Here is a 20,266-nt window from a genome sequence, read left to right as displayed (position 1 = left end):
CGACGGGCCGCGTGGTCCCGGGCGATAATCCACGCATGAGCGTTCGCAGTCTTTCCCCCGCCGCCGCCTACGCCCGCCAGCAGGCAGGTGCGCTGCTGATTGACGTGCGCGCCGCCCACGAGCAGGCGCTGGGCATGGCCGAGGGCGCGCTGGGCATCGTCCGCGAAGATCTGCTGAAGGATCCGGCCGCACACCTGCCGGACCATGACGCCGAAATCCTGCTGCTGTGCCAGGCCGGAGTGCGTTCGCTGGCCTGCGTGCAGGCGCTGCAGGCGCTGGGCTATCGCAACCTCGCCTCGGTGGAAGGCGGCACGCGCGCATGGGAGGCCGCCGGCCTGCCGATGCGCAAGCCCGACATCGACGCCGATTTCAGCGAACGCTATTCGCGCCACCTGCGCCTGCCGGAAGTCGGGGTGGACGGGCAGAAAAAGCTGGAAGCCGCGCGCGTGCTGCTGGTGGGCGCGGGCGGGCTGGGCGCACCGGCGGCGTTTTATCTGGCCGCAGCCGGCATCGGCCACCTGCGCATCGTCGACGACGACGTGGTGGACCGCAGCAACCTGCAGCGGCAGATCCTGCACGCCGACGCCCGCATCGGCATGCCGAAAGTGGAGTCTGCCGCGGTCGCGCTGTCCGCACTCAACCCGCGCACGCGCATCGAGCCGGTGCGCGAACGGGTGGGCGCCGGCAACGTCGAGCGCCTGCTCGAAGGCATGGAGGTGGTGCTGGATGGAGGCGACAACTTCCCGGTGCGCTACCTGCTCAACGACGCTTGCGTGCATCTTGGCAAGCCGCTGGTGCATGGCGCGGTGCACCGCTTCGACGGCCAGGCCAGCGTGTTCGATGCCGGCCGCCGGCGTGGGCAGGCGCCGTGCTACCGCTGCCTGTTCCCGGAACCGCCGCCGGCCGAGGCCGCGCCGAACTGCGCCGAAGCCGGCGTGCTGGGCGTGCTGCCGGGCGTGATCGGCCTGCTGCAGGCCACCGAGGCGATCAAGCTGGTGCTGGGCATCGGCGAATCCCTGGCCGGCCGGCTGCTGCAGTTCGATGCGCTGGCGATGCGCTTCCGAGAATTCCGCGTGGAAGCAGACCCGCAGTGTCCGGTCTGCGCACCGGATCGCGCTTTCAACGGCTATCCCGACTATATGGCGCTGTGCGCTGGAGCTGACCGATGACCGACTTCGCATGGATGCGTCGCCTGCTGGCCTCTTGCTTGTTGTTGGCCGCCGGACAGGTGCTTGCCGCCGACCAGTGCCCGACGCTGTCGCAGCGCCAGTCCGACCCGCAGGTGGCCACCCGTATCGCCGCCATCGCTTGCGACGAACACCTGCGCTGGAACCGGCCGTTCATTGACGCCGACGGAAGGCTGGCCAGCCTCAATGCCTACGAGGCTGAAGCCAACGGGCTGAAGGATGGTGGCTCGCCGTGGCGGCGGGTGGCGTTCTACTGGCAGGCCAGCGGCCTGTTGTCGCCGATGGGGTTCAAGCCTGGGGCCAGCGATTGCGGTTACGCCGCGCTCAACCTTGCGTACCCGGGCCTGGGCTGCCGCGGCTTCGTCATCGACAACCCGTGGTCCGCCGCCTTCATCAGCTGGGTGATGCAGCGTGCCGGCGTGCCGGGGTTCCGCAGCTCGGCCAGCCATTTCGATTACGTGCGCGCGGCGCGCAAGGATGACGCCGGCAGTCCGTACCGCTTTCTGGAACCGATGTCGGCGAAGCTGGAAGCCGGCGACATGCTCTGCTACGTGCGCACCGGCCGCGTGTATGGCCACGATGGTCTGCTGAAGGCGATCGACGGCAGCACCACCAGCCTGCCGATGCATTGCGACCTGATCGTCGCGACCGTCGACGGCAAGGCCTATGCGGTGGGCGGCAACGTGCAGCAGGCGGTGACCATGCGCATCTTCAACCTCAATGCGCAGGGCCAGCTGTGGGGTTTGCCGCGCCGCTCGGATGGCGATGTGGAATGCTCGCCGGAGACGCTGCTCGCCTGCAGCTTCAACCGACAGGACTGGGCGGCGGTGCTCAAGCTCAAGCCTCAGGTGGAGCTGGCGAAGATCGGCCCGGTGGAGCCGCCCAGCTTCCTGCCCAGCGCACCGGTGGCGCCGACCTGCTGCGTGAACTGCGTGGTGGGCTCGGGCGTGCCGCGCTGCCCCGCCGCTGGCCAGGTAGTGCCGCAGGTGGCACAGCCGGACGCGCCGCTGCAGGGTTCGGAATAGGCCGGGCGGGCGCGCTGCGCGATAATGCGCATCCGCCCGTTACCCAGCCCCGCCGAATGACCGCAAGAATCCTTGATGGAAAACGCATCGCCGACGCGCTCCTCGACAGCCTGAAGGCGCAGGTGGACGCGCGCCTGGCCGCCGGCAAGTCGCGGCCCGGCCTTGCGGTGGTGCTGGTGGGCAGCGATCCGGCGTCATCGGTGTACGTGCGCAACAAGAAGCGCGCCGCCGAAAAAGTGGGCATCCAGGCCTTCGACTACGACTTGCCCGCGGGCACCGGCGAAGCCGAGCTGGTGGCGCTGATCGACCGGCTCAACGCCGACCCGCGGGTGCACGGCATCCTGATCCAGCTGCCGCTGCCGGGCATCCGCGACGCCAGCGCGCTGATCGAACGCATCCACCCCGACAAGGACGTGGACGGCTTCCACCCGCAGAACGTCGGCCATCTGGCGCTGCGCCAGTTCGGCCTGCGCCCGTGCACGCCGCGCGGCATCACCACCCTCCTGGCTTGGACCGACCGGCCGGTGCGCGGACAGAGCGCGACCATCGTCGGCGTGTCCAACCACGTCGGCCGTCCGATGGGGCAGGAGCTGCTGATCGCCGGCTGCACGGTGACCAGCTGCCACAAGTTCACCCCGATGGACGTGCTCAAGCGCCATGTCGGCGACGCCGACATCCTGGTGGTGGCCGCCGGCAAGCCCGGCTTGATCCCCGGCGAGTGGGTGAAAGAAGGCGCGGTGGTCATCGACGTCGGCATCAACCGTCTGGACGATGGCCGGCTGGTTGGCGACGTAGGCTATGAAGAGGCGGCCAAGCGCGCCAGCTGGATCACGCCCGTGCCGGGCGGGGTAGGGCCGATGACGGTCGCCACGCTGATGCAGAACACGCTCGAGGCCGCGGAGCTGGCGGACGCGAAGGGCTGAAGGTTCTTCCTGCATGCGCGCTCCTGGTGCGGAGGATCGGCCACGGGGCGGCCTATCGGGGAGCGGCTTGCGAGGCCGGCCGTGGCCGATCCAGCGAGAGGCGCCGGCCCGGTTTTCGGGAGTGAAAACGAAAAAAGGGTTACAATGACGCGCTTCCCCACTTCTCATGGGTCTGCCGATGCTCCGCATCCTGGCTGAAGCACTGACGTACGACGACGTTTCCCTCGTCCCCGCGCATTCCGTCGTCCTGCCCAAGGACGTTTCGCTGGAAACGCGCCTCACCCGCGACCTCCGCATCCGTCTGCCGATCGCTTCGGCGGCAATGGACACCGTGAGTGAAGCGCGCCTTGCCGTCGCAATGGCGCAGCTGGGTGGCATTTCCATCATCCACAAGAACATGACCGCGCAGGCGCAGGCCTCGCAGGTGGCGTGGGTGAAGAATTTCGAAGCCGGGGTGATCCGCGACCCGTTCACCGTGGGGCCCGACACCAGCATTGGCGAGGTGCTCAAGCTCACCCGCGCGCGCAACATTTCCGGAGTTCCGGTGGTCGACGAGTCCGGCCACCTGGTCGGCATCGTCACCGGCCGCGACATGCGCTTCGAGAAGAAGCTGGACGATCCGATCCGCCACATCATGACCAAGAAGGAAAAGCTGGTCACGGTGAAGGAAGGCGCCAGCGACGACGAGGTGATGGGTCTGCTGCACAAGCACCGCATCGAGAAGGTGCTGGTGGTCAACGACGACTTCGAGCTGCGCGGCCTCATCACCGTCAAGGACATCCAGAAGAAGTCCGACAACCCCAACGCCGCCTACGACGCCAGCGAGCGGCTGCTGGTCGGCGCCGCGGTCGGCGTGGGCGGCGACACCGAGCAGCGCGTGGAAGCGCTGGTGGCGGCTGGCGTGGACGTGGTGGTGGTGGACACCGCGCATGGCCATTCGCAAGGCGTGATCGAACGCGTGGCCTGGGTCAAGAAGCGCTTCCCGCAGGTGCAGGTGGTGGGCGGCAACATCGTCACCGGCGATGCCGCGCTGGCGCTGATGGACGCGGGCGCGGATGCGGTCAAGGTGGGCGTCGGCCCCGGATCGATCTGCACCACCCGCATCGTGGCCGGCGTCGGCGTGCCGCAGATCACCGCCATCGACATCGTGGCCAGCGCGCTGCAGGACCGCATCCCGCTGATAGCAGACGGCGGCATCCGCTACTCCGGCGACATCGGCAAGGCGTTGGCCGCGGGTGCGTCCAGCGTGATGATCGGCGGCCTGTTCGCCGGTACCGAGGAGTCGCCGGGCGAGATCGAGCTGTTCCAGGGGCGCAGCTACAAGAGCTACCGCGGCATGGGCAGTCTGGGCGCGATGGAGAAGGGCTCGAAGGACCGTTACTTCCAGGACGCGTCCGACGCCGACAAGCTGGTGCCGGAGGGCATCGAGGGCCGCGTCCCCGTGCGCGGCCCGCTGTCCGGGGTGGTGCACCAGCTGATGGGCGGCCTGCGCGCGACCATGGGCTACGTGGGCTGCGCGACCGTCGAGCAGATGCGCAGCCAGCCGCAATTCGTCAAGGTGACCGGCGCGGGCCAGCGCGAGAGCCACGTCCACGACGTGCAGATCACCAAGGAACCGCCGAACTACCGGGCCGGGTGATCCATCCACGCAAAGGGAGCCGCAAGACTCCCTTTGTTGTATCCAATGCCGAAAAACTGCCAGCACATGACCAACATCCACACCGACAAGATCCTGATTCTCGACTTCGGCGCGCAGTACACCCAGCTGATCGCCCGCCGCATCCGCGAGTTCGGGGTGTACTGCGAGATCTGGGCGTGGGACCACGATCCGGTCGAGATCGCGGCCTTCGGCGCCAAGGGCATCATCCTGTCGGGTGGCCCGGAGTCGACCACCGAAGCCGGCTGCCCCGCGGCGCCACCGCAGGTGTTCGATGCAGGGGTGCCGATCCTCGGTATCTGCTACGGCATGCAGACGCTGGCGGTGCAGCTGGGCGGCGCCACCGAGGCCGGCAACCAGCGCGAATTCGGCCATGCCGCGCTGGAGATCATCGCCAACGACGCGCTGCTGGCCCCGGTGGCCACCAGTGCCGAGCTGCGCAACGTGTGGATGAGCCACGGCGACCACGTCGCCCGTGCGCCGGAAGGCTTCGTGGTGACGGCGCAGACCGATCGCCTCGGCATCGCCGCCTTCGCCAATGACGCGAAGAAGATCTACGGCGTGCAGTTCCACCCGGAAGTGACCCACACCGCCGCCGGCGAGGCGCTGCTGCGCCGCTTCGCGGTGGACATCTGCGGCTGCCAGACCCTGTGGACGGCGGCCAACATCATCGACGACCAGATCGCCCGCGTGCGCGAGCAGGTCGGTTCCGACGAAGTGATCCTCGGCCTGTCCGGCGGCGTCGATTCCTCGGTGGTGGCGGCGCTGCTGCACCGGGCCATCGGCGACCAGCTGACCTGCGTGTTCGTGGACACCGGGCTGCTGCGCTGGCAGGAGGGCGACCAGGTCATGGCGATGTTCGCCAACGAGGCCGACAAGGGCGGCATGGGCATCAAGGTGATCCGCGTCAACGCCGCCGACCGCTATTTCAAGGCGCTGGCTGGCGTCAGCGATCCGGAGGCCAAGCGCAAGATCATCGGCGGCCTGTTCATCGAAATCTTCGATGAAGAATCCAACAAGCTCAAGAACGCCAAGTGGCTGGCGCAGGGCACCATCTACCCGGACGTGATCGAGTCGGCCGGCAGCAAGACCGGCAAAGCCCACGTCATCAAGAGCCACCACAACGTCGGCGGCCTGCCCGAGCACATGAAGCTGGGGCTGGTGGAGCCGCTGCGAGAGCTGTTCAAGGACGAAGTGCGCCGGCTTGGCGTGGAACTTGGGCTGCCGCGCGAGATGGTCTATCGCCATCCGTTCCCGGGCCCGGGACTGGGCGTGCGCATCCTTGGCGAAGTGAAGCCGGAGTACGCCGACCTGCTGGCGCAAGCCGATGCGATCTTCATCGACGAACTGCGCAAGGCCGGCCTGTACGACAAGACCAGCCAGGCGTTCGCGGTGTTCCTGCCGGTGAAGTCGGTGGGCGTGGTCGGCGACGCGCGCGCCTACGAATGGGTGATCGCGCTGCGCGCGGTCGAGACCATCGATTTCATGACCGCGCACTGGGCGCACCTGCCGTACGACTTTCTCGGCACCGTCTCCAACCGCATCATCAACGAACTGCGCGGCGTCTCGCGCGTGGTCTACGACATCTCCGGCAAGCCGCCGGCGACGATCGAATGGGAGTGAAATCAGGTCTTTCGGGGACTATCGTGACCTATCGAAAAACTGGCGTAACGTGTTGATTTAGAAAGAAATACGTCACGACAGCTATCGGTGGCTATCGCCGACCAGCAAAACGGATTGGCGGTAGAGGTGACGGTAGAAACCGGAGGCCGGATTAAGACCCTCCCGTTTACTATCCAGACCAAACCGGTCTTTGACGGTAAATCACTCCTCAGGAAAGCTTGTTTCATGCGGCTTTCCGAGCATCAGCAGGTCTCCTGACCCCTGACGGTAAAAGCCGTCATGAACAGGAGGAAAAACCTCGATGCTTACCGACACCGCACTACGCAATCTCAAGCCTAAGTCCAAGATTTACAAGGCTTCCGACCGCGACGGCATGTACGTAACGGTATCAACCACCGGTACCGTCACCTTCCGCTACGATTACCGTCTCAACGGCCGGCGCGAGACGCTGACCATTGGACGGTATGGGCCGTCCGGCATTTCGCTCGCGATGGCCCGCGAAAAGCTGCTGGACGCCAAGAAGGCCGTCGCCCAGGGCAAGTCCCCGGCGCATGAGAAGCAGCGCGAGAAGCGCCGCCTGACCGCCGCCAAGAACTTCGGCGACATGACCGCCCAGTGGATGGCCGGTGCCCGGATGGCCGACACCACGCGAGCGATGCGCAAGAGCATCGTCGATCGGGACATCCTGCCGGCCTTCCAGAACCGCCTGCTCAACGAAATCACCGCCGACGACTTGCGCGCCTTGTGCGGCAAGGTGAAAGGGCGGGGCGCCCCGGCCACCGCGGTGCACATTCGCGACATCGTGAAGCAGGTCTATGCCTTCGCCATCCTGCATGGGGAGAAGGTGGACAACCCGGCGGCCAACGTGGGCGCTGCGTCGATTGCGACCTTCGTGCCCAAGGACCGTGCCTTGTCGCCCTTGGAGATCCGTCTGATGTCGCGGCAGATGGAGTCGGTGGCCACCTATCCGACCATCCGGCTGGCGTTGCGAATGATCCTGCTGACGCTGGTACGCAAGAGCGAGCTGATCGAGGCCACCTGGGACGAGGTCGATTTCGAGAACGCGACCTGGACCATCCCGAAGCAGCGGATGAAGGGGCGCAACCCACATGTGGTCTACCTGTCGCGCCAGGCGCTGGACATTCTGGTGGCACTGCACACTTGCGCGGCCGGCTCGAAGTTTGTGCTGCCATCGCGCTACGACTCAGACCATTGCATGTCTCACGCGACTCTCAATCGGGTCACGCAGATCGTGGCGCAGCGGGCCAAGGCCGCAGGCCTGCCGCTGGAGCCGTTCACCGTCCACGATCTGCGCCGCACAGGTTCGACGTTGCTCAACGAGATCGGGTTCAACCGAGACTGGATCGAGAAGTGCCTTGCGCACGAAGAAGGGCGTTCCTCGCGCTCGATCTACAACAAGGCCGAGTACGCCGAGCAGCGGCGCCACATGCTGCAGGAGTGGGCCAACATGGTCGATGCCTGGATCGACGGGCAGACCTATGTGCCGAAGCTGATGCCGGACAACGTGATCGTGCCGGTGTTGAGCGCAATGGCCTGAAGCAGGACCAAGGTTGTCACTTGACAACCTTGGTAAGTATTCTCATACTGGAGACTGTTGATGGCCCGGTCCTCTCATCCGAAGAAAGAAGTCGAGGAAGCACTCAGGCACGCCGAAGGGCAGGGCTGGCGTGTGGAAGTCGGTGGCAGCCACGCCTGGGGGCGGATTTATTGTCCGTACAACGATGCGGAGTGTCGCTGCGGCGAGTTCTGTATCACCAGCGTGTGGAGTACGCCGAAGAACCCTGGCAACCATGCGCGTGCCTTGCGGCGAGTCGTGGACAACTGCACGACGCACCGCAAGCAGCAGGAGGCAGCCGACGATGCCGAGGAGTAGCACGATGGAATACACCTTCACCCTGAAATACCAACTCACCGACGATGACCGTGACCCGGATGCACTGGTCGAGCGTCTGGGCGAGGCCGGGTGCGACGATGCCCTGGTCGGCATCGGGCAGCCGGGGCGGCTCGCGCTGGAGTTCACCCGAGAGGCGGACAGTGCGGACGCGGCTGTGCGCAGCGCGTTGGCCGACGTGCGGAGCGCGGTGCCAGCGGCCAGGCTGATCGAAGTCGCACCGGATCTGGTTGGGCTGACCGACGTGGCCGACATCGTGGGCGTGTCGCGGCAGAACATGCGCAAGCTGATGCTGGCCCATCCGGGCAGCTTCCCAGCGCCGGTGCATGAGGGCAGCGCGTCGATCTGGCACTTGGCGGATGTGCTGGCCTGGCTGCAGGCAAAGGGTAGCTACTCGCTGGCCATGGACGTTCTGGAGGTGGCGTGCGTTGCCTTGCAGGTCAACGTGGTCAAGGAGGGGCGGCGGTTATCGCGCTCAGCTTCCGACGAGCTGGAAGCTCTCGTTGAATGAGGCCGTCGCCAGCCTCATTCCCGACCGGAACCCGCCCGAACAGGGCGGGTTTTTCGCAGGTGGACATCCGGCTTGGCGGCGCTGATGCGAGGGGCTTGCTTGCGCTCCTCGATCCAGGCCTCCACCTCGGCCAGGTCCCACACCACGCAGCGCGGCGTCAGATTGAAACGCCGAGGGAACTCGCCGCGACGCTCCATTTCGTAGATCGTCGTTTCGGCCAAGGGGACGATCTGACGCAACTCATGACGGCGGATGGTGCGCCGAAATGGAAGTGGACTGCGCTTGGGGAACTGTGGCAGCGCCTCGTAGGCCTCCGTCCCAGGCAAAGGGAGAGACTGGCCGGGGACGGCCTCGAGCACATTGGATAGGTGCGATAGGGTTTTCACCTCGAACTCCATGAATACGCTGCATGGCGATATGGTGAATTTCAGTACCTATCGGCACAACCTGTTGTGGCGTAGGAGGGCATAGGAGGTCTACGGCTTCGTGCGCACTCGGTTAAGCGTCATGTCCCAACCAGCGCGCTTCGCCTCGCCCAAAGCGATGGATTTTGACTCTCGGCCCGTCCGGCAGCAGTTCGACCTCAAGCTGGCCAGGAGCCCCTACCACGCCGGCGGTAAACCCGGTTACGATCCATCAAAACATGCGAAACCATGGAGGTGACAGGTGGCAGACAAAAGGAACGTATTCATCAGCCATGTCCATAAGGACGATCATGGGCTCCAGAAGCTCAAGGATTTGTTGGCGCCGAAGGGGGTGGAAGTCCGGGATTCCTCCATCCACACAGGAAAGTTCAACAATGCCACTGATGAGCACTACATCAAGACGCAGATCCTTGCGCCTGCCATCAATTGGGCTGGGGTGTTCATTTGCTATGTCTCACCCCAAACCAAGAACAGCGATTGGGTGAACTGGGAAATCGAATACGCGGCCAAACAGGGCAAGCGCATTGTTGGTGTTTGGGAGCATGGCGAAAAGGAATGCGACCTGCCGGATGCGCTGAAAGAACATGCGGACGCACTGGTTGGGTGGAACGGTGATTCAATCATCGACGCGATCAACGGAAAGGATTCGTGGGAAAAGCCTGACGGCGGTGCCTGCGACCCGGTTCCACTCAAGCGGCATCCCTGCTGATGGCACGTATTCACTCCTATGTCGTGCGGTACGACAGTGGTTTTGCGCCCAACCCCTTTTACAGCTACTGCACGCTCGCGACTTGCAAACCCAGCATCCGAAGAAGCGCCAACATTGGTGATTGGGTGGTTGGCAGCGGAAGCAATGATCAAAGTGTTCGACGCGGTGGGCACCTGGTCTATGCGATGCGGGTCACCGAGGCAATGACATTTGACGAGTACGGCCGAGACCCGCGTTTTGAATCCAAGAAGCCGTACCGCAATGGCAGTCGGAAGCAAAGTTGCGGGGACAACATTTATTTCAGAGTTGCGGCTGGGGCTGCTTGGCAACAGCGCGATTCGTTCCACTCCCGCCCTGATGGCTCTCTGAACCCTGATCACGTTGCTCGTGATACGGGCGTCAACAGGGTTTTAATCAGCAACGATTTCGTATATTTTGGGGGGGAGGGGCCTGAGTTTCCCAATGAGTTGCATGATCAGCAGGGACGTCCTCTATGTAAAACTGGAATAGGTCTCACCACCTTTGACGATGCGCAATTGGTCGCGAATCTTGAGCATTGGATACGCAGCTTGGCCGTGAGCGGCTACCAAGGCGCCCCCTTTGAATGGCTGACGCTTCGCAGGTGACCGATGAAAAAGGAAGGCTCCCTCTTGCTTTCGGATTACGCTGCAGAAATTGCAGCCACGGACGTGCTCAATCCGAGCGACTTCAATCCGGTTCTCCAAGGACTGTACGGAGAAGTTGGCGGAATAATGGCCACGGTTAAAAAACATGTTCGTGACAAATCGGCATACCCTGGCTTTAAGAAAGCTGCGGAAGAAGAATTTGGCGACACCCTTTGGTACCTGGCTGCAATCTGCAGGCGCTTGAATGTTCCTCTCGATGAGATCTTCGGGGAAGCGGCCAATCACGGAAATTTCAAGAATGTTGGTGCTGCAAGTGATATCGCCGAAGGTGCAATGGCCTATATCGCAGTGCCTATTGCTGCGCCTGCATCGTTAGACACTACTCTTGTACGTTTGGGGCAGTCAGCCGCAGCGCTATTGGGAAGTACCCCTGCGCGCACTGAATTGGTCGCGTTCGCACGGGCTTACTTGGATGCAATCCATGCGGCCGAGCTAGCATTTTCGGAAGTGGCTCGCTCCAACCTTCGTAAAGCTCGCGGTGCGTTCTTGGAGCCACAAGCAGATGATCTGCTTGACCTTGATTTCGATAGTAAATTTGGAATCGAGGAACAGTTGCCCAGAGAATTCAGAATCCGCGTCAACCAACGAGGTAGTGGCAAAAGCTATCTCCAATGGAATGGAGTGTTCATTGGAGACCCTTTGACTGACAACATTGCCGACCGCGATGGCTACCGGTTCCATGACGTTTTCCATTTTGCTAACGCGGCGATCCTTCACTGGTCGCCCGTGATGCGGGCATTGATCAGGCACAAGCGGAAGAGCAATCCGAAATTCGATGAAGAGCAGGACAGTGGCCGAGCCATCGTCGTTGAGGAAGGAGTTGCTGCCTGGATTTTTTCAAGAGCCAAAGAACTGAATTTCTTCGAGAATCAGGAGAAAGTCTCACTCGGAATTCTCAAAACCATCGGCGAGTTTGTGAGCGGTTATGAAGTAGAGAAATGCCCGCTGAAGCTCTGGGAAAAAGCTATCCTGGAAGGGTATGCTGTTTTCCGACAGCTCAAGGCAAATCAAGGCGGCTGGATCATTGGAAACCGAGAACAACGCACCATCAAATACATGTCACTTGAGTCCGAAAAATGAAGATCCATCCATTCGTTGAGGCAGTTGCTTCGCTGCAATTCGAAGACTGCTTCAATCCGTATTCGGATCGATGTGAAGTCCATGATCGGCGCGATGCGCCACGGCGCCGCGCTGCAGCACTCTCCGCCATGCTGCGTCGTGCAACCGAGGAGTCTGTAGATGCCATCTGGATCGGAAGGGATCTCGGATATCGCGGAGGGCGCCGTACTGGTTTAGCCCTGACTGATGACGTGCACATGGGCCAGCACGCTAAGCGCTGGAATCTCGATCTGGTCGCAGAGCGGCCCACGATAGGAAGCGCTGTAGCCGAGCGAACTGCGGCGGTCATATGGGGCATGCTGGAACACATTGATGCTCGCATCTTCCTTTGGAACGTCTTTCCCCTTCATCCGCATGAATCCGGAGATCCGTTTACTAACCGCCAGCACAACGCGCAAGAAAGGCGAGCAGGCGAAGAACTGCTCCAGCAACTCATTGTCCTGCTGAAGCCTTCTCGCATCGTCGCCATCGGCAACGATGCCGCCGCTGCAGCTCATCGCATCACAGATGCTGTGCCGGTGATTTGCGTGAGGCACCCCAGCTACGGTGGACAGACACAATTCCAGTCGCAAATCTCGGAACTCTATGGGTACCCCATGAGTACCGGATCGTTGTTTGACGAAGTGCTCTGACTTCTAGCGCGCGGCGATCGCTGCTTCGATCCAGTTCGACAAGTTGTCGCTGATAGAGGTGTAGACCGCGCTACTGCTGGTCCCTGGCGGATCGTAGACGCGGGCGACGGTGGATAGTTTTCTACCGTCATTCAAGGTAAATGAATCGAATGGATTTTCCCCCGCCACCGATGGTTGCTGGTTGTGGTCCAGCAGTTTGTGGATACGTATCCCCAAGAGCCCCTTTCCGCTGTTCCATGATTGCTCGATCTCATATCGAATCCAGGGGCGATTTGCCGTTTCCGTGCCAATCAAAACAATGGTGCAAGTCCGCCCTTGCAATTGGTCGTCGATCCAGCGCTTGATCGCGGCGTCTCCGCCTCGCTTCACCTCTTCCCATTTGTTATCGGTCGCTGACGGGTTGCCCTCTACAACGCCAATATTGCGTATCTTGGAGGCGCGCCAACTGTCGCGCTGATAGTGAAAGCTGTAGAAGACTTTCCGTGGCATGAACAATCCTCGGTTGATGTTCTAGAGGCCAGCGCCGAGAAATGAATTAACTTGGTTTGCCAGCCAAGGGCACCGCCAGGTGCGTATGGAAGAGCTGAGCGAAGTCCACATCAACGAGCGCTTCACCGGTGAAATAGCCATGGTCCTTGGCTAGATTCAACGCCGCTCCGCCCGGCGAGGACACCGGGAGCACCTTGGCTGCAGGATGGAATCGCCTGAAAAGCTCATGCTCGGTTTCTACCCCATCCATTCCACCAATAAACACAGCAGCGCTTAGGTCCGCACGCGAGAGCATCTTTTCACGCATGACAAGCAAGCTCGCCGCCTTGTCATTGGGGACAGCGTCAGTGAAAACTACATTCTGGAAATGCTTGTTCTCTTCAGGGAACACATCTGCAAAGAACGTGCTCTGATACAAGACGACAGACTGCGAGTAATCGACGCCCAAGTCTTCACATATGCTCCAAATCATCGGGGTAATCGCAGGATGCCCACCCCAGACGATCTTGTGCTGGCGAATGACTGCTATGACCAGTTCTCTCACCGCACATTGGATGAGAAATGGATTGGCAGTTTCGTGGTAGGTGCCACGTCCAACAAGTGGCACGCTGGCCGAGAGGAATATTGCGCTCATGGCTACGCCGCCCAGTCAGCGAATTGCCAACCCGCCTCGCTGGCTTTAACCCACCTGGCGGAGTGAATGTGCTGACCCAGCCAGTCCAGATGGCCCAGCCACCTAGGATGCAGGCCTACGTGATCGTAGACAACGGCAACGGATTGTTCCGGTGAATTCGTAGACGCATCGTGCAATGTAGTTGACGTGGGAACTCCGACTGTTGGATAAACAACTACATTCCGCCCATCCGGCAGTTGGACATAAACAGCTCTGTTGGCGCCCACTCCGACAACTTGGCCGCCGATTGTTTGAATAGCGTTGCGCAGATTGCTCACGAGATTGACAGAGCGAACCGCATGGCTCTGGCTGCGAACTTCCTCCAACTGAAGACAGATGCGATCCACCGCGCCGTCTGCGATGCGTCCGGTCGCCGGATCGACTTCTTCGGGTAGCAGTTCCGCCCGACTGGCCGTCGCCGTACGCGCAGAAGGCGTTGTATCCGGCCACCCCACCCGCAAGACGCTGATGCCTTTGGCCAGAGCGCGGCCGAATTCCGCACTCGTCCAACGGCTTTCAAAGTATCCTGGGGTGTCGAGCATCAGCAGGACATCCGAGTCACAAAGCCGATGCCATAGCATGGTCTGAAAATCTTCAGCAGGTGGAATGCCATGTGTATCGAGAAACACATCGAATAGCCGAGCAGACAGCGCATCGAACAACTGCAAGGCAGCTTCCCTAGCCTCGCCCCGCCGATAGCTTACGAACACCCGGCGCTGTCGAGGAAGGAGCCCTGCACATTCCAGCAAAGCAGTTGCGACACGTTGCGCCCCGCCAGCGGTGTATGCCAAGCAGTTGAGCGGTTGCAGCAAGGCGGGGATTTCTGCGCCGACTCGATTGATGTCAGAGGCGACTGGGAGCAGCGGGATGCCTCGCGCCAGGAGCCTTGCCACATTCGCAAGGGGAGGCTCATGACCTCCGAAAAATGCCGCCGCAGACGATCGCTGTTGGTCTGGATTGAATTCATCGGGACAAACCTCCCATCCAATCTCATGCCCCAACCGCAAATTGAACATGCCGACAGCCTTTCCGACAACTTCCTCAAGTTCGGAAATTTGAGCTGCCGTTGGGGTGCCGAGCAGGGCAAGTTGATATAGCGCTGGCATGCCTTTCCTCGCAATTGCGGTGTTCTGACTATCAGACCGGGCGAGACCCAATTCGGGAATCTGTTGGCTCTAAAGATACCCGATTTCAGGGCGTCCCCGAACGGGACGCGCTGTCGTACTTCGCATCGAGCCGCTCTTGGCATCTCGCCCCTACGGGCGTCCATCGCTGACGCCTCCGGCCTGGTCAGGCCTGCGCGCTCCGCTTGCCCAGTCAGTCAGCGTGGGCGGGGAGGGCGGTCTTGCTGTTCCCTTCACCGTATCACGGCGTTCTCGCCGTCAAGGGCTGCGCGCCTTTGGCGCTTGCGGCCGTAGCCGTCTTCGACCCTGTGACGGCTTGCGCTGCGCCGTGTTGCGGCCGGTTCCAGGCAATTCCGCCTGAGCAACCGGAGCACGATCATGTCGCAACTTTCTCTGTCTCTCGATTCTTCGCTGCTGGTGCGTGACGCGCAGGGCCGTTACCTGCAGGCGTCGGCGGACCAGATTCTGGCGGCGGCACGCCAGGTCATCGATCTGAAGAACCCACGCGGAACGCTGTTCACTTCGCCGGCGCTGGTCAAGGACTACCTGCGCACCAAGCTGGCCAGCTTCGGGCACGAAGTCTTCGCGGCGCTGTTCCTCGACAGCCAGCATCGGCTGATCGAGTATGTGGAACTGTTCCGCGGCACCATCGACCAGGCATCGGTGTATCCGCGCGAGGTGGTGAAGGAGGCCCTGCGGCTCAACGCGGCAGCGGTGGTCTTTTCGCACAATCATCCGAGCGGGAGTCCCGAGCCGAGCCAGGCCGACAGGGTACTGACCCAGCGCCTCAAGGAGGCCCTGGCGCTGGTGGACGTGCGCACGCTGGATCACATCGTCGTGGGTGGCGCAGTCACTACGTCATTCGCCGAATGTGGCCTGCTCTGACCACGGGGGCTTCGGCCCCCTTTTTTTGCTCCGCCCAGCGGTGCAACTCCGGCCCTCGCGGGCCTGCGCGTGCTGCGCACTTGCCGAAGGCAGGTCTGCGTGGGTGGTGGGGTGGGGCGGTCTTGCTGTTCCCTTCATCGTGCCACGGCGTTCTCGCCGTCAAGGGCTGCGCGTGCAAGCACGCTGGCGGCCTCCGGCCGTCTTCGACCCCTGACCGCTTGCGCTGCGCCGTGACCCGGAGGTGACGGGCAATTCCGCCCGGCAATCTTCAGGAGTTCACCATGAACAACGCACTCATCACCGATGAGCAGCGCGTGATGCTGCTGGCCAATGGCCGCGAATCCTTGCAAAACCCGGACTTCGATCCGGAGCCCGTAGTCAAGCTTTTCACGCCGGACGCCGGCGCGACCTGGCTGCTGACCGAGATTGATCCCGACGACCACGATCACGCCTTCGGCTTATGCGACCTGGGCTTGGGGATGCAGGAACTTGGCTGGGTCAGCCTGGGCGAGTTGGCGACTGTGCGCGGTGGGCTGGGCCTGCCGATTGAGCGTGACCTGTCGTTCGGCGCCGAGAAGCGCTTGAGCGCCTATGCGCGCGATGCGCGCCTGGCTGGGCGGGTCGTCGTTTGACCCGGCCCTTGGAGCGCCGCAAGGCGCTCCTTGCACTTTCTCAACCGTTACAGGAAATCAATGCCATGAGCAGCCATCACGACTACATCATTGAAATCACAGCGCAGCACGATGAACTCAAGCCATTCGCGCCGGAGAACGGCCAGCCTTTGCGCTTCAAGATCGGCGACGCGGTGATTTACACGAACGATGCCGGCTTGCAGTTCCGGCGCCGCGTTACCGGGTTCTACCGACCTGCCGAACCTTCGGGGCTGTACGCGCGCGGCGCGCGCTATCTGCTGAACTCGTGCTCGCCGTGGATGCCGGTTTCGGAATCCACCCTGCGTCCTGACGACTCGGCCTGAAGCCTTCGCGCCCCTGACGGGGCGCTCCGCGCTTCGCTTGCCTCCAGGGGAAAGCCCTGCGGCCTATCCCCGCCGCGCAGGCTTGGCGCCCCTCAAAGACCGCCGAACCGGATGCGCCGGATCGGCCATATACCAATCGCAGTTCCAGCAGCAGAGGCCGCTCCTCGATGCTTTGCGCATGAGGGCCGTCCTGGGCGTGGTGTTCGTTGAGGATTGCAGTCTGGGCGTCCCCGGCCAAGAAACATGGCCGGTCGCGCTGTCGTGCTGCGCATCGAGCCACCTGCGGCGTCTCGCCCCATGTCGGGCTTCCATCGTTCCCTCGCTCCGCTCGGCTGACGTCTCCGGCCCGGCTTCCAGATCCGGGCCTGCGCGCTTCGCTTGCCATGCGGTCGGCGCACAGGATGGCCGTTGCCTGTTCAGCCGTCTCCCCTGACTCCATCACCTTGCTCGCGACTGTAGCCCGCGGCCATGTGCCGTCAAGGCGCGCAGGGCCGTGTCCTCGGCTGCGCCTGCGGGCCGCACCCACCCTGCGCTTGTTTCCTTGACGGCCCCCGTCCGCGCGCTCCTGACCGTCGCGGGCGATGAACTCAGGAAAGACGGTGGCAACGAGGCCAACCGGGTTCTTCGTGCCGACCGCACCGAACAGCCGAAAGGCTGGGCTCCGAATCTTGGAATCCGGTGTGCGGTGTGAACAGCAACCCCCTTTTTTGTCAGGAGAAAGATCATGCAACTCGCATCCCGTTTCGCTTCCCGCTCCCCGTCGCTGCGCAGCGACTCCCCGCTGTCCGATGACCAAATCCGCCGCGTGGCCCCGTCCATCTTCGCGGACGCCCCACATGAGAGCCGTTCCGAGCGGTACAGCTACATCCCCACCGCCGCCGTGCTGACCGAACTGCGCAAAGAAGGCTTCCAGCCTTTCATGGTGACGCAGACCCGCGTGCGCGATGAAGGCAAGCGCGAGCACACGAAACACATGCTGCGCCTGCGCCACGCCAGCCAGATCAACGGCGCGGAAGCCAATGAAATCGTCCTCCTGAATTCCCATGACGGGACGAGCAGCTATCAGATGCTGGCCGGGATGTTCCGTTTCGTTTGCAGCAATGGCCTTGTCTGCGGCGACACCGTGGCCGATGTGCGCGTGCCCCACAAAGGCGACGTGGCCGGACACGTCATCGAAGGCGCTTATCAAGTGTTGGGCGGCTTCGAGCAGGTGAAGGCATCGCGCGACCTGATGCGCGGCATCACGCTGGACGATGGCGAATCCGAAGTGTTCGCCCGCGCCGCGCTGTCCCTCAAGTACGACGACCCGGACAAGCCTGCGCCCATCACCGAATCGCAAATCCTGATGCCGCGCCGGTTCGACGACCGTCGCCCCGACCTGTGGAGCGTGTTCAACCGCACGCAGGAAAACTTGACCAAGGGCGGATTGCATGGCCGCGCCGCGAATGGCCGCAGGCAGAGCACGCGCCCGGTGCAGGGCATTGACCAAAACATCCGTCTGAACCGCGCCCTGTGGCTGCTGGCCGATGGCATGCGCGCCCTCAAAGCCTGATCCGTCCCCCGCCGGAGGGGCGGTTTCCCCTCCATTCCTTGTTTCATTCGATTGGAGATACACCATGAACGCCATTACCCAAACCGAAGCCCGCGCCATCAACACCGCCGCCGCTATTCCGCTGGAAGCCGCCGACCCGAGCAAGAACCTGATTCTGGTTCCCCTGTCGCGGCTGGTGCTGCGCCCCACGGGGCGCAACGTGCGCAAGACCCCGCGCATGTCCATCCCCGAACTGACCGCGTCCATTCAGCGCGTGGGCTTGCTGCAAAACCTGATCGTAATCGCCGCCGCCGATGGCGAGCATTACGAAGTCGTGGCAGGTGGCCGTCGCTTCGCAGCCCTCAAGCTACTGGCAAAGAAGCACCGCATCGCCAAAGATTGGGAGGTGCCTTGCCTGCTGGTAGCCGATGGCACCGCCCGTACCGCCAGCCTCACCGAGAACGTGCAGCGCGAAGCCATGCACGCGGCAGACCAGTTCGAGGCGTTCGCCGCGCTGGTGGCCGAAGGTCGGCCCATCGAGGACATTGCGGCGGATTTCAGCGTGACGCCGCTGGTGGTGCAGCGCCGCTTGAAGCTGGCGAACGTCTCGCCGCGCCTGATGGCCGACTATCGCGCCGATGCCGTCACACTCGATCAATTGATGGCCCTTGCCATCACCGACGACCACGCCGCGCAGGAAAGCGCGTTCTACGATGCGCCGACTTGGCAGCGGCACCCGTCCAACTTGCGCGAACGCCTCACCGAGCGCGAGATTGACGCGAACCGGCACCCGCTGGTGCGATTCGTGGGACTGGATACCTACGAAGCCGCAGGCGGTGGCGTGCGCCGTGACCTGTTCGCGGAAGGTGACGCGGGCGTGTATCTGATCGATTCCGCGCTGCTGGACAAGCTGGCACAAGACCGGCTGGCGGGCATTGCCGCCGAGGTGAAGGCCGAGGGCTGGGCCTGGGTGGATGCCACGCCGGGCGTGACCCATGCCGACCTGCACGTCTTCCAGCGCGCACCGAGGGAACGGCGCGAGCCGTCCAAGCGCGAGGCGCAGCGCATCGAGCGGCTGCAGGAGAAGATGCGGGCCATCGGTGAAGCCGTGGATGCGGCGATGGATGCCGACGACGAGGATAAGGCCGACGCCTTGCAGGAGGAAGGCGAAGCCCTGGGCGAGCAGTTGCAGGCGCTGGAAGATAGTTTGCAAGGCTACGGCTCGAACGTGAAGGCTGCAGCCGGTGCCATCGTCACCATCGACCGTAATGGCGAGGCCGTCATTCATCGCGGCCTGATGCGCGAGGCTGAGGCCAAGGCATTGCGCACGCTGGAACGGCTGCGGCAAGGTTCCGGCGGCGAGGATGCCGATAACGATGACGAAGGCGAGGACGGAGACGACGACAGTCAGCCCAAGACCGCAGCCATGTCCGACCGGCTGGCGCAACGGTTGAGCGCCCATCGCACCGCCGCGCTGCAAATCGAAGTGGCCCGGCATCCGCAAGCGGCGCTGGCTGCCGTGGTGCATGGCATGGTGCAGACTGTCTTGCAGGGGAGCCATTACGGCCACAATCTGCCGCTGGGCGTGCGCCTCACGGTGCAAGACCGACTGGAAGGCATGGCCCCGGACTGGCCGCAATCGCTTGCCGCCGTGGCGCTGCGCGAACTGCAACAGGTGGCCGGTGAAGGCTTGCCGGAGGACAGCGCCGAACTGTTCGCCGTGCTGCTGGCGAAGCCGCAAGACGAGCTGGTACGCCTGCTGGCGGTATGCGTTGCCGCAACGGTGGACGTGGTGACGCCCCGCGCCACGACGCACCAACGCGGCGAGGAACTGGCGCAGGCCGTGGGCCTCGATATGGCCGCATGGTGGAAGCCAACCGCAGAAGGCTACTTCAAGCACGTTTCCAAGGCCGTGATTCTGGATGCCGTGGGCGAGTACGCGCCCGAGCAGGTCAACCGGCTGGCGAAGCTCAAGAAGGCCGACATTGCCAGCGAAGCCGAACGGCTGGCGGATGGCACGGGGTGGATGCCCGCCATCTTCAAGGTCGCAGGTCCGCAGCAGGCAACGCAGCAAGGCGCGCAGGAAGAAGGCCCGGAGCAGGACGCCCCGGAGGATGCAGAAGCAATGGCGGATGAACCCGCCGAGGCGCTGGCCGCTTGACCCGCGCCGAAGGGAAGC

The 20,266-nt window shown here is 63.1% G+C and carries 22 protein-coding genes; 18 read left to right on the top strand and 4 right to left on the bottom strand.

The features are described 5' to 3' along the window. Positions 1-35: 35 nt before the first annotated feature. From moeB to G582_RS0101110, 9 genes are all read left to right on the top strand, one after another. A complete protein-coding gene (moeB, locus tag G582_RS0101140; RefSeq protein ID WP_028838262.1) occupies positions 36-1,169 on the top strand; it encodes a molybdopterin-synthase adenylyltransferase MoeB in 1,134 nt (377 codons plus the stop codon). After that, positions 1,166-2,212, top strand: coding sequence for a DUF2272 domain-containing protein (locus tag G582_RS14970; RefSeq protein ID WP_051246402.1), 1,047 nt, complete (start codon positions 1,166-1,168; stop codon positions 2,210-2,212). The genes moeB and G582_RS14970 overlap by 4 nt, the downstream gene beginning before the upstream one ends. 56 nt (positions 2,213-2,268) lie before the next feature. Beyond that, entirely contained in the window at positions 2,269-3,135 is an 867-nt protein-coding gene (folD, locus tag G582_RS0101130) for a bifunctional methylenetetrahydrofolate dehydrogenase/methenyltetrahydrofolate cyclohydrolase FolD (RefSeq protein ID WP_051246398.1), read from the top strand. 178 nt (positions 3,136-3,313) lie between these two features. Continuing rightward, on the top strand, positions 3,314-4,774 hold the full coding sequence (gene guaB / locus G582_RS0101125; protein WP_028838260.1) for an IMP dehydrogenase: 1,461 nt from the start codon (positions 3,314-3,316) through the stop codon (positions 4,772-4,774). Between the two features lie 66 nt (positions 4,775-4,840). Further along, complete coding sequence (gene guaA, locus G582_RS0101120; RefSeq protein ID WP_028838259.1) at positions 4,841-6,415, top strand: glutamine-hydrolyzing GMP synthase; 1,575 nt, start codon at positions 4,841-4,843, stop codon at positions 6,413-6,415. An 87-nt stretch (positions 6,416-6,502) separates the two neighbouring features. Further along, on the top strand, positions 6,503-6,673 hold the full coding sequence (locus tag G582_RS18135) for a hypothetical protein (RefSeq protein WP_168989682.1): 171 nt from the start codon (positions 6,503-6,505) through the stop codon (positions 6,671-6,673). 43 nt (positions 6,674-6,716) lie between these two features. Then, complete coding sequence (locus G582_RS0101115) at positions 6,717-7,973, top strand: tyrosine-type recombinase/integrase (protein WP_028838258.1); 1,257 nt, start codon at positions 6,717-6,719, stop codon at positions 7,971-7,973. A gap of 60 nt (positions 7,974-8,033) precedes the next feature. Next, positions 8,034-8,309, top strand: coding sequence for a hypothetical protein (locus G582_RS17395; protein WP_083881241.1), 276 nt, complete (start codon positions 8,034-8,036; stop codon positions 8,307-8,309). A gap of 4 nt (positions 8,310-8,313) precedes the next feature. After that, positions 8,314-8,838 carry a helix-turn-helix transcriptional regulator gene (locus G582_RS0101110; protein ID WP_028838257.1) on the top strand — a complete coding sequence of 175 codons (525 nt, stop codon included), beginning with the start codon at positions 8,314-8,316 and terminating at the stop codon, positions 8,836-8,838. A 14-nt stretch (positions 8,839-8,852) separates the two neighbouring features. Here the strand turns inward: G582_RS0101110 and G582_RS0101105 are convergent, their stop codons facing one another. Beyond that, positions 8,853-9,236 (bottom strand): helix-turn-helix transcriptional regulator, encoded by a 384-nt coding sequence (locus G582_RS0101105; protein ID WP_028838256.1) that lies wholly within the window; start codon positions 9,234-9,236, stop codon positions 8,853-8,855. A 268-nt stretch (positions 9,237-9,504) separates the two neighbouring features. On the opposite strand from G582_RS0101105, the gene G582_RS0101100 reads away from it, so the two are divergent. The 4 genes from G582_RS0101100 to G582_RS17380 are packed head-to-tail and all read left to right on the top strand — an operon-like array spanning position 9,505 to position 12,409. After that, positions 9,505-9,972 carry a TIR domain-containing protein gene (locus G582_RS0101100; protein ID WP_028838255.1) on the top strand — a complete coding sequence of 156 codons (468 nt, stop codon included), beginning with the start codon at positions 9,505-9,507 and terminating at the stop codon, positions 9,970-9,972. Next, positions 9,972-10,598: an Nmad2 family putative nucleotide modification protein gene (locus G582_RS17390; RefSeq protein WP_083960885.1), complete on the top strand. Its 627-nt coding sequence runs from the start codon at positions 9,972-9,974 to the stop codon at positions 10,596-10,598. Before G582_RS0101100 ends, G582_RS17390 begins: the two co-directional genes overlap by 1 nt. Before the next feature lie 3 nt (positions 10,599-10,601). Next, on the top strand, positions 10,602-11,738 hold the full coding sequence (locus G582_RS17385) for a nucleoside triphosphate pyrophosphohydrolase family protein (RefSeq protein ID WP_028838254.1): 1,137 nt from the start codon (positions 10,602-10,604) through the stop codon (positions 11,736-11,738). Next, positions 11,735-12,409 carry a uracil-DNA glycosylase gene (locus tag G582_RS17380; protein ID WP_083960884.1) on the top strand — a complete coding sequence of 225 codons (675 nt, stop codon included), beginning with the start codon at positions 11,735-11,737 and terminating at the stop codon, positions 12,407-12,409. Before G582_RS17385 ends, G582_RS17380 begins: the two co-directional genes overlap by 4 nt. 3 nt (positions 12,410-12,412) lie before the next feature. Here the strand turns inward: G582_RS17380 and G582_RS17375 are convergent, their stop codons facing one another. Genes G582_RS17375 through G582_RS17370 form a run of 3 tightly spaced genes read right to left on the bottom strand, consistent with a single transcriptional unit; the run spans position 12,413 to position 14,677 of the window. Continuing rightward, positions 12,413-12,898 carry a TIR domain-containing protein gene (locus G582_RS17375; protein ID WP_083960883.1) on the bottom strand — a complete coding sequence of 162 codons (486 nt, stop codon included), beginning with the start codon at positions 12,896-12,898 and terminating at the stop codon, positions 12,413-12,415. Between the two features lie 46 nt (positions 12,899-12,944). After that, positions 12,945-13,532: a Thoeris type III anti-phage system protein ThcA gene (locus tag G582_RS0101085; protein WP_028838252.1), complete on the bottom strand. Its 588-nt coding sequence runs from the start codon at positions 13,530-13,532 to the stop codon at positions 12,945-12,947. A gap of 2 nt (positions 13,533-13,534) precedes the next feature. Further along, positions 13,535-14,677 (bottom strand): Thoeris type III anti-phage system protein ThcB4, encoded by a 1,143-nt coding sequence (locus tag G582_RS17370; protein WP_083960882.1) that lies wholly within the window; start codon positions 14,675-14,677, stop codon positions 13,535-13,537. 396 nt (positions 14,678-15,073) lie between these two features. Here G582_RS17370 and radC point away from each other — a divergent pair, with 396 nt between their 5' ends. The 5 genes from radC to G582_RS0101055 all read left to right on the top strand — a co-directional run bounded on the left by radC (position 15,074) and on the right by G582_RS0101055 (position 20,248). Then, the gene (gene radC, locus G582_RS0101075; protein ID WP_028838250.1) at positions 15,074-15,580 is read left to right on the top strand and encodes a RadC family protein; all 507 of its coding nucleotides are present in this window, start codon (positions 15,074-15,076) and stop codon (positions 15,578-15,580) included. Positions 15,581-15,861: 281 nt separating this feature from the next. Beyond that, positions 15,862-16,212, top strand: a complete 351-nt coding sequence (locus G582_RS0101070; RefSeq protein ID WP_028838249.1) for a DUF2958 domain-containing protein — start codon at positions 15,862-15,864, stop codon at positions 16,210-16,212. A gap of 65 nt (positions 16,213-16,277) precedes the next feature. Further along, positions 16,278-16,556: a hypothetical protein gene (locus tag G582_RS0101065; protein ID WP_028838248.1), complete on the top strand. Its 279-nt coding sequence runs from the start codon at positions 16,278-16,280 to the stop codon at positions 16,554-16,556. Positions 16,557-17,280: 724 nt separating this feature from the next. Next, a complete protein-coding gene (locus G582_RS0101060; RefSeq protein ID WP_028838247.1) occupies positions 17,281-18,108 on the top strand; it encodes a DUF932 domain-containing protein in 828 nt (275 codons plus the stop codon). 64 nt (positions 18,109-18,172) lie between these two features. Continuing rightward, complete coding sequence (locus G582_RS0101055; RefSeq protein WP_028838246.1) at positions 18,173-20,248, top strand: ParB/RepB/Spo0J family partition protein; 2,076 nt, start codon at positions 18,173-18,175, stop codon at positions 20,246-20,248. Positions 20,249-20,266 lie beyond the last annotated feature (18 nt).

Origin of the sequence: Thermomonas fusca DSM 15424, assembly GCF_000423885.1 — a bacterium.
Classification (GTDB): domain Bacteria; phylum Pseudomonadota; class Gammaproteobacteria; order Xanthomonadales; family Xanthomonadaceae; genus Thermomonas; species Thermomonas fusca.
Note: the sequence above shows the minus strand (reverse complement) of the source record. Positions and strands in the feature narration are given on the sequence as shown.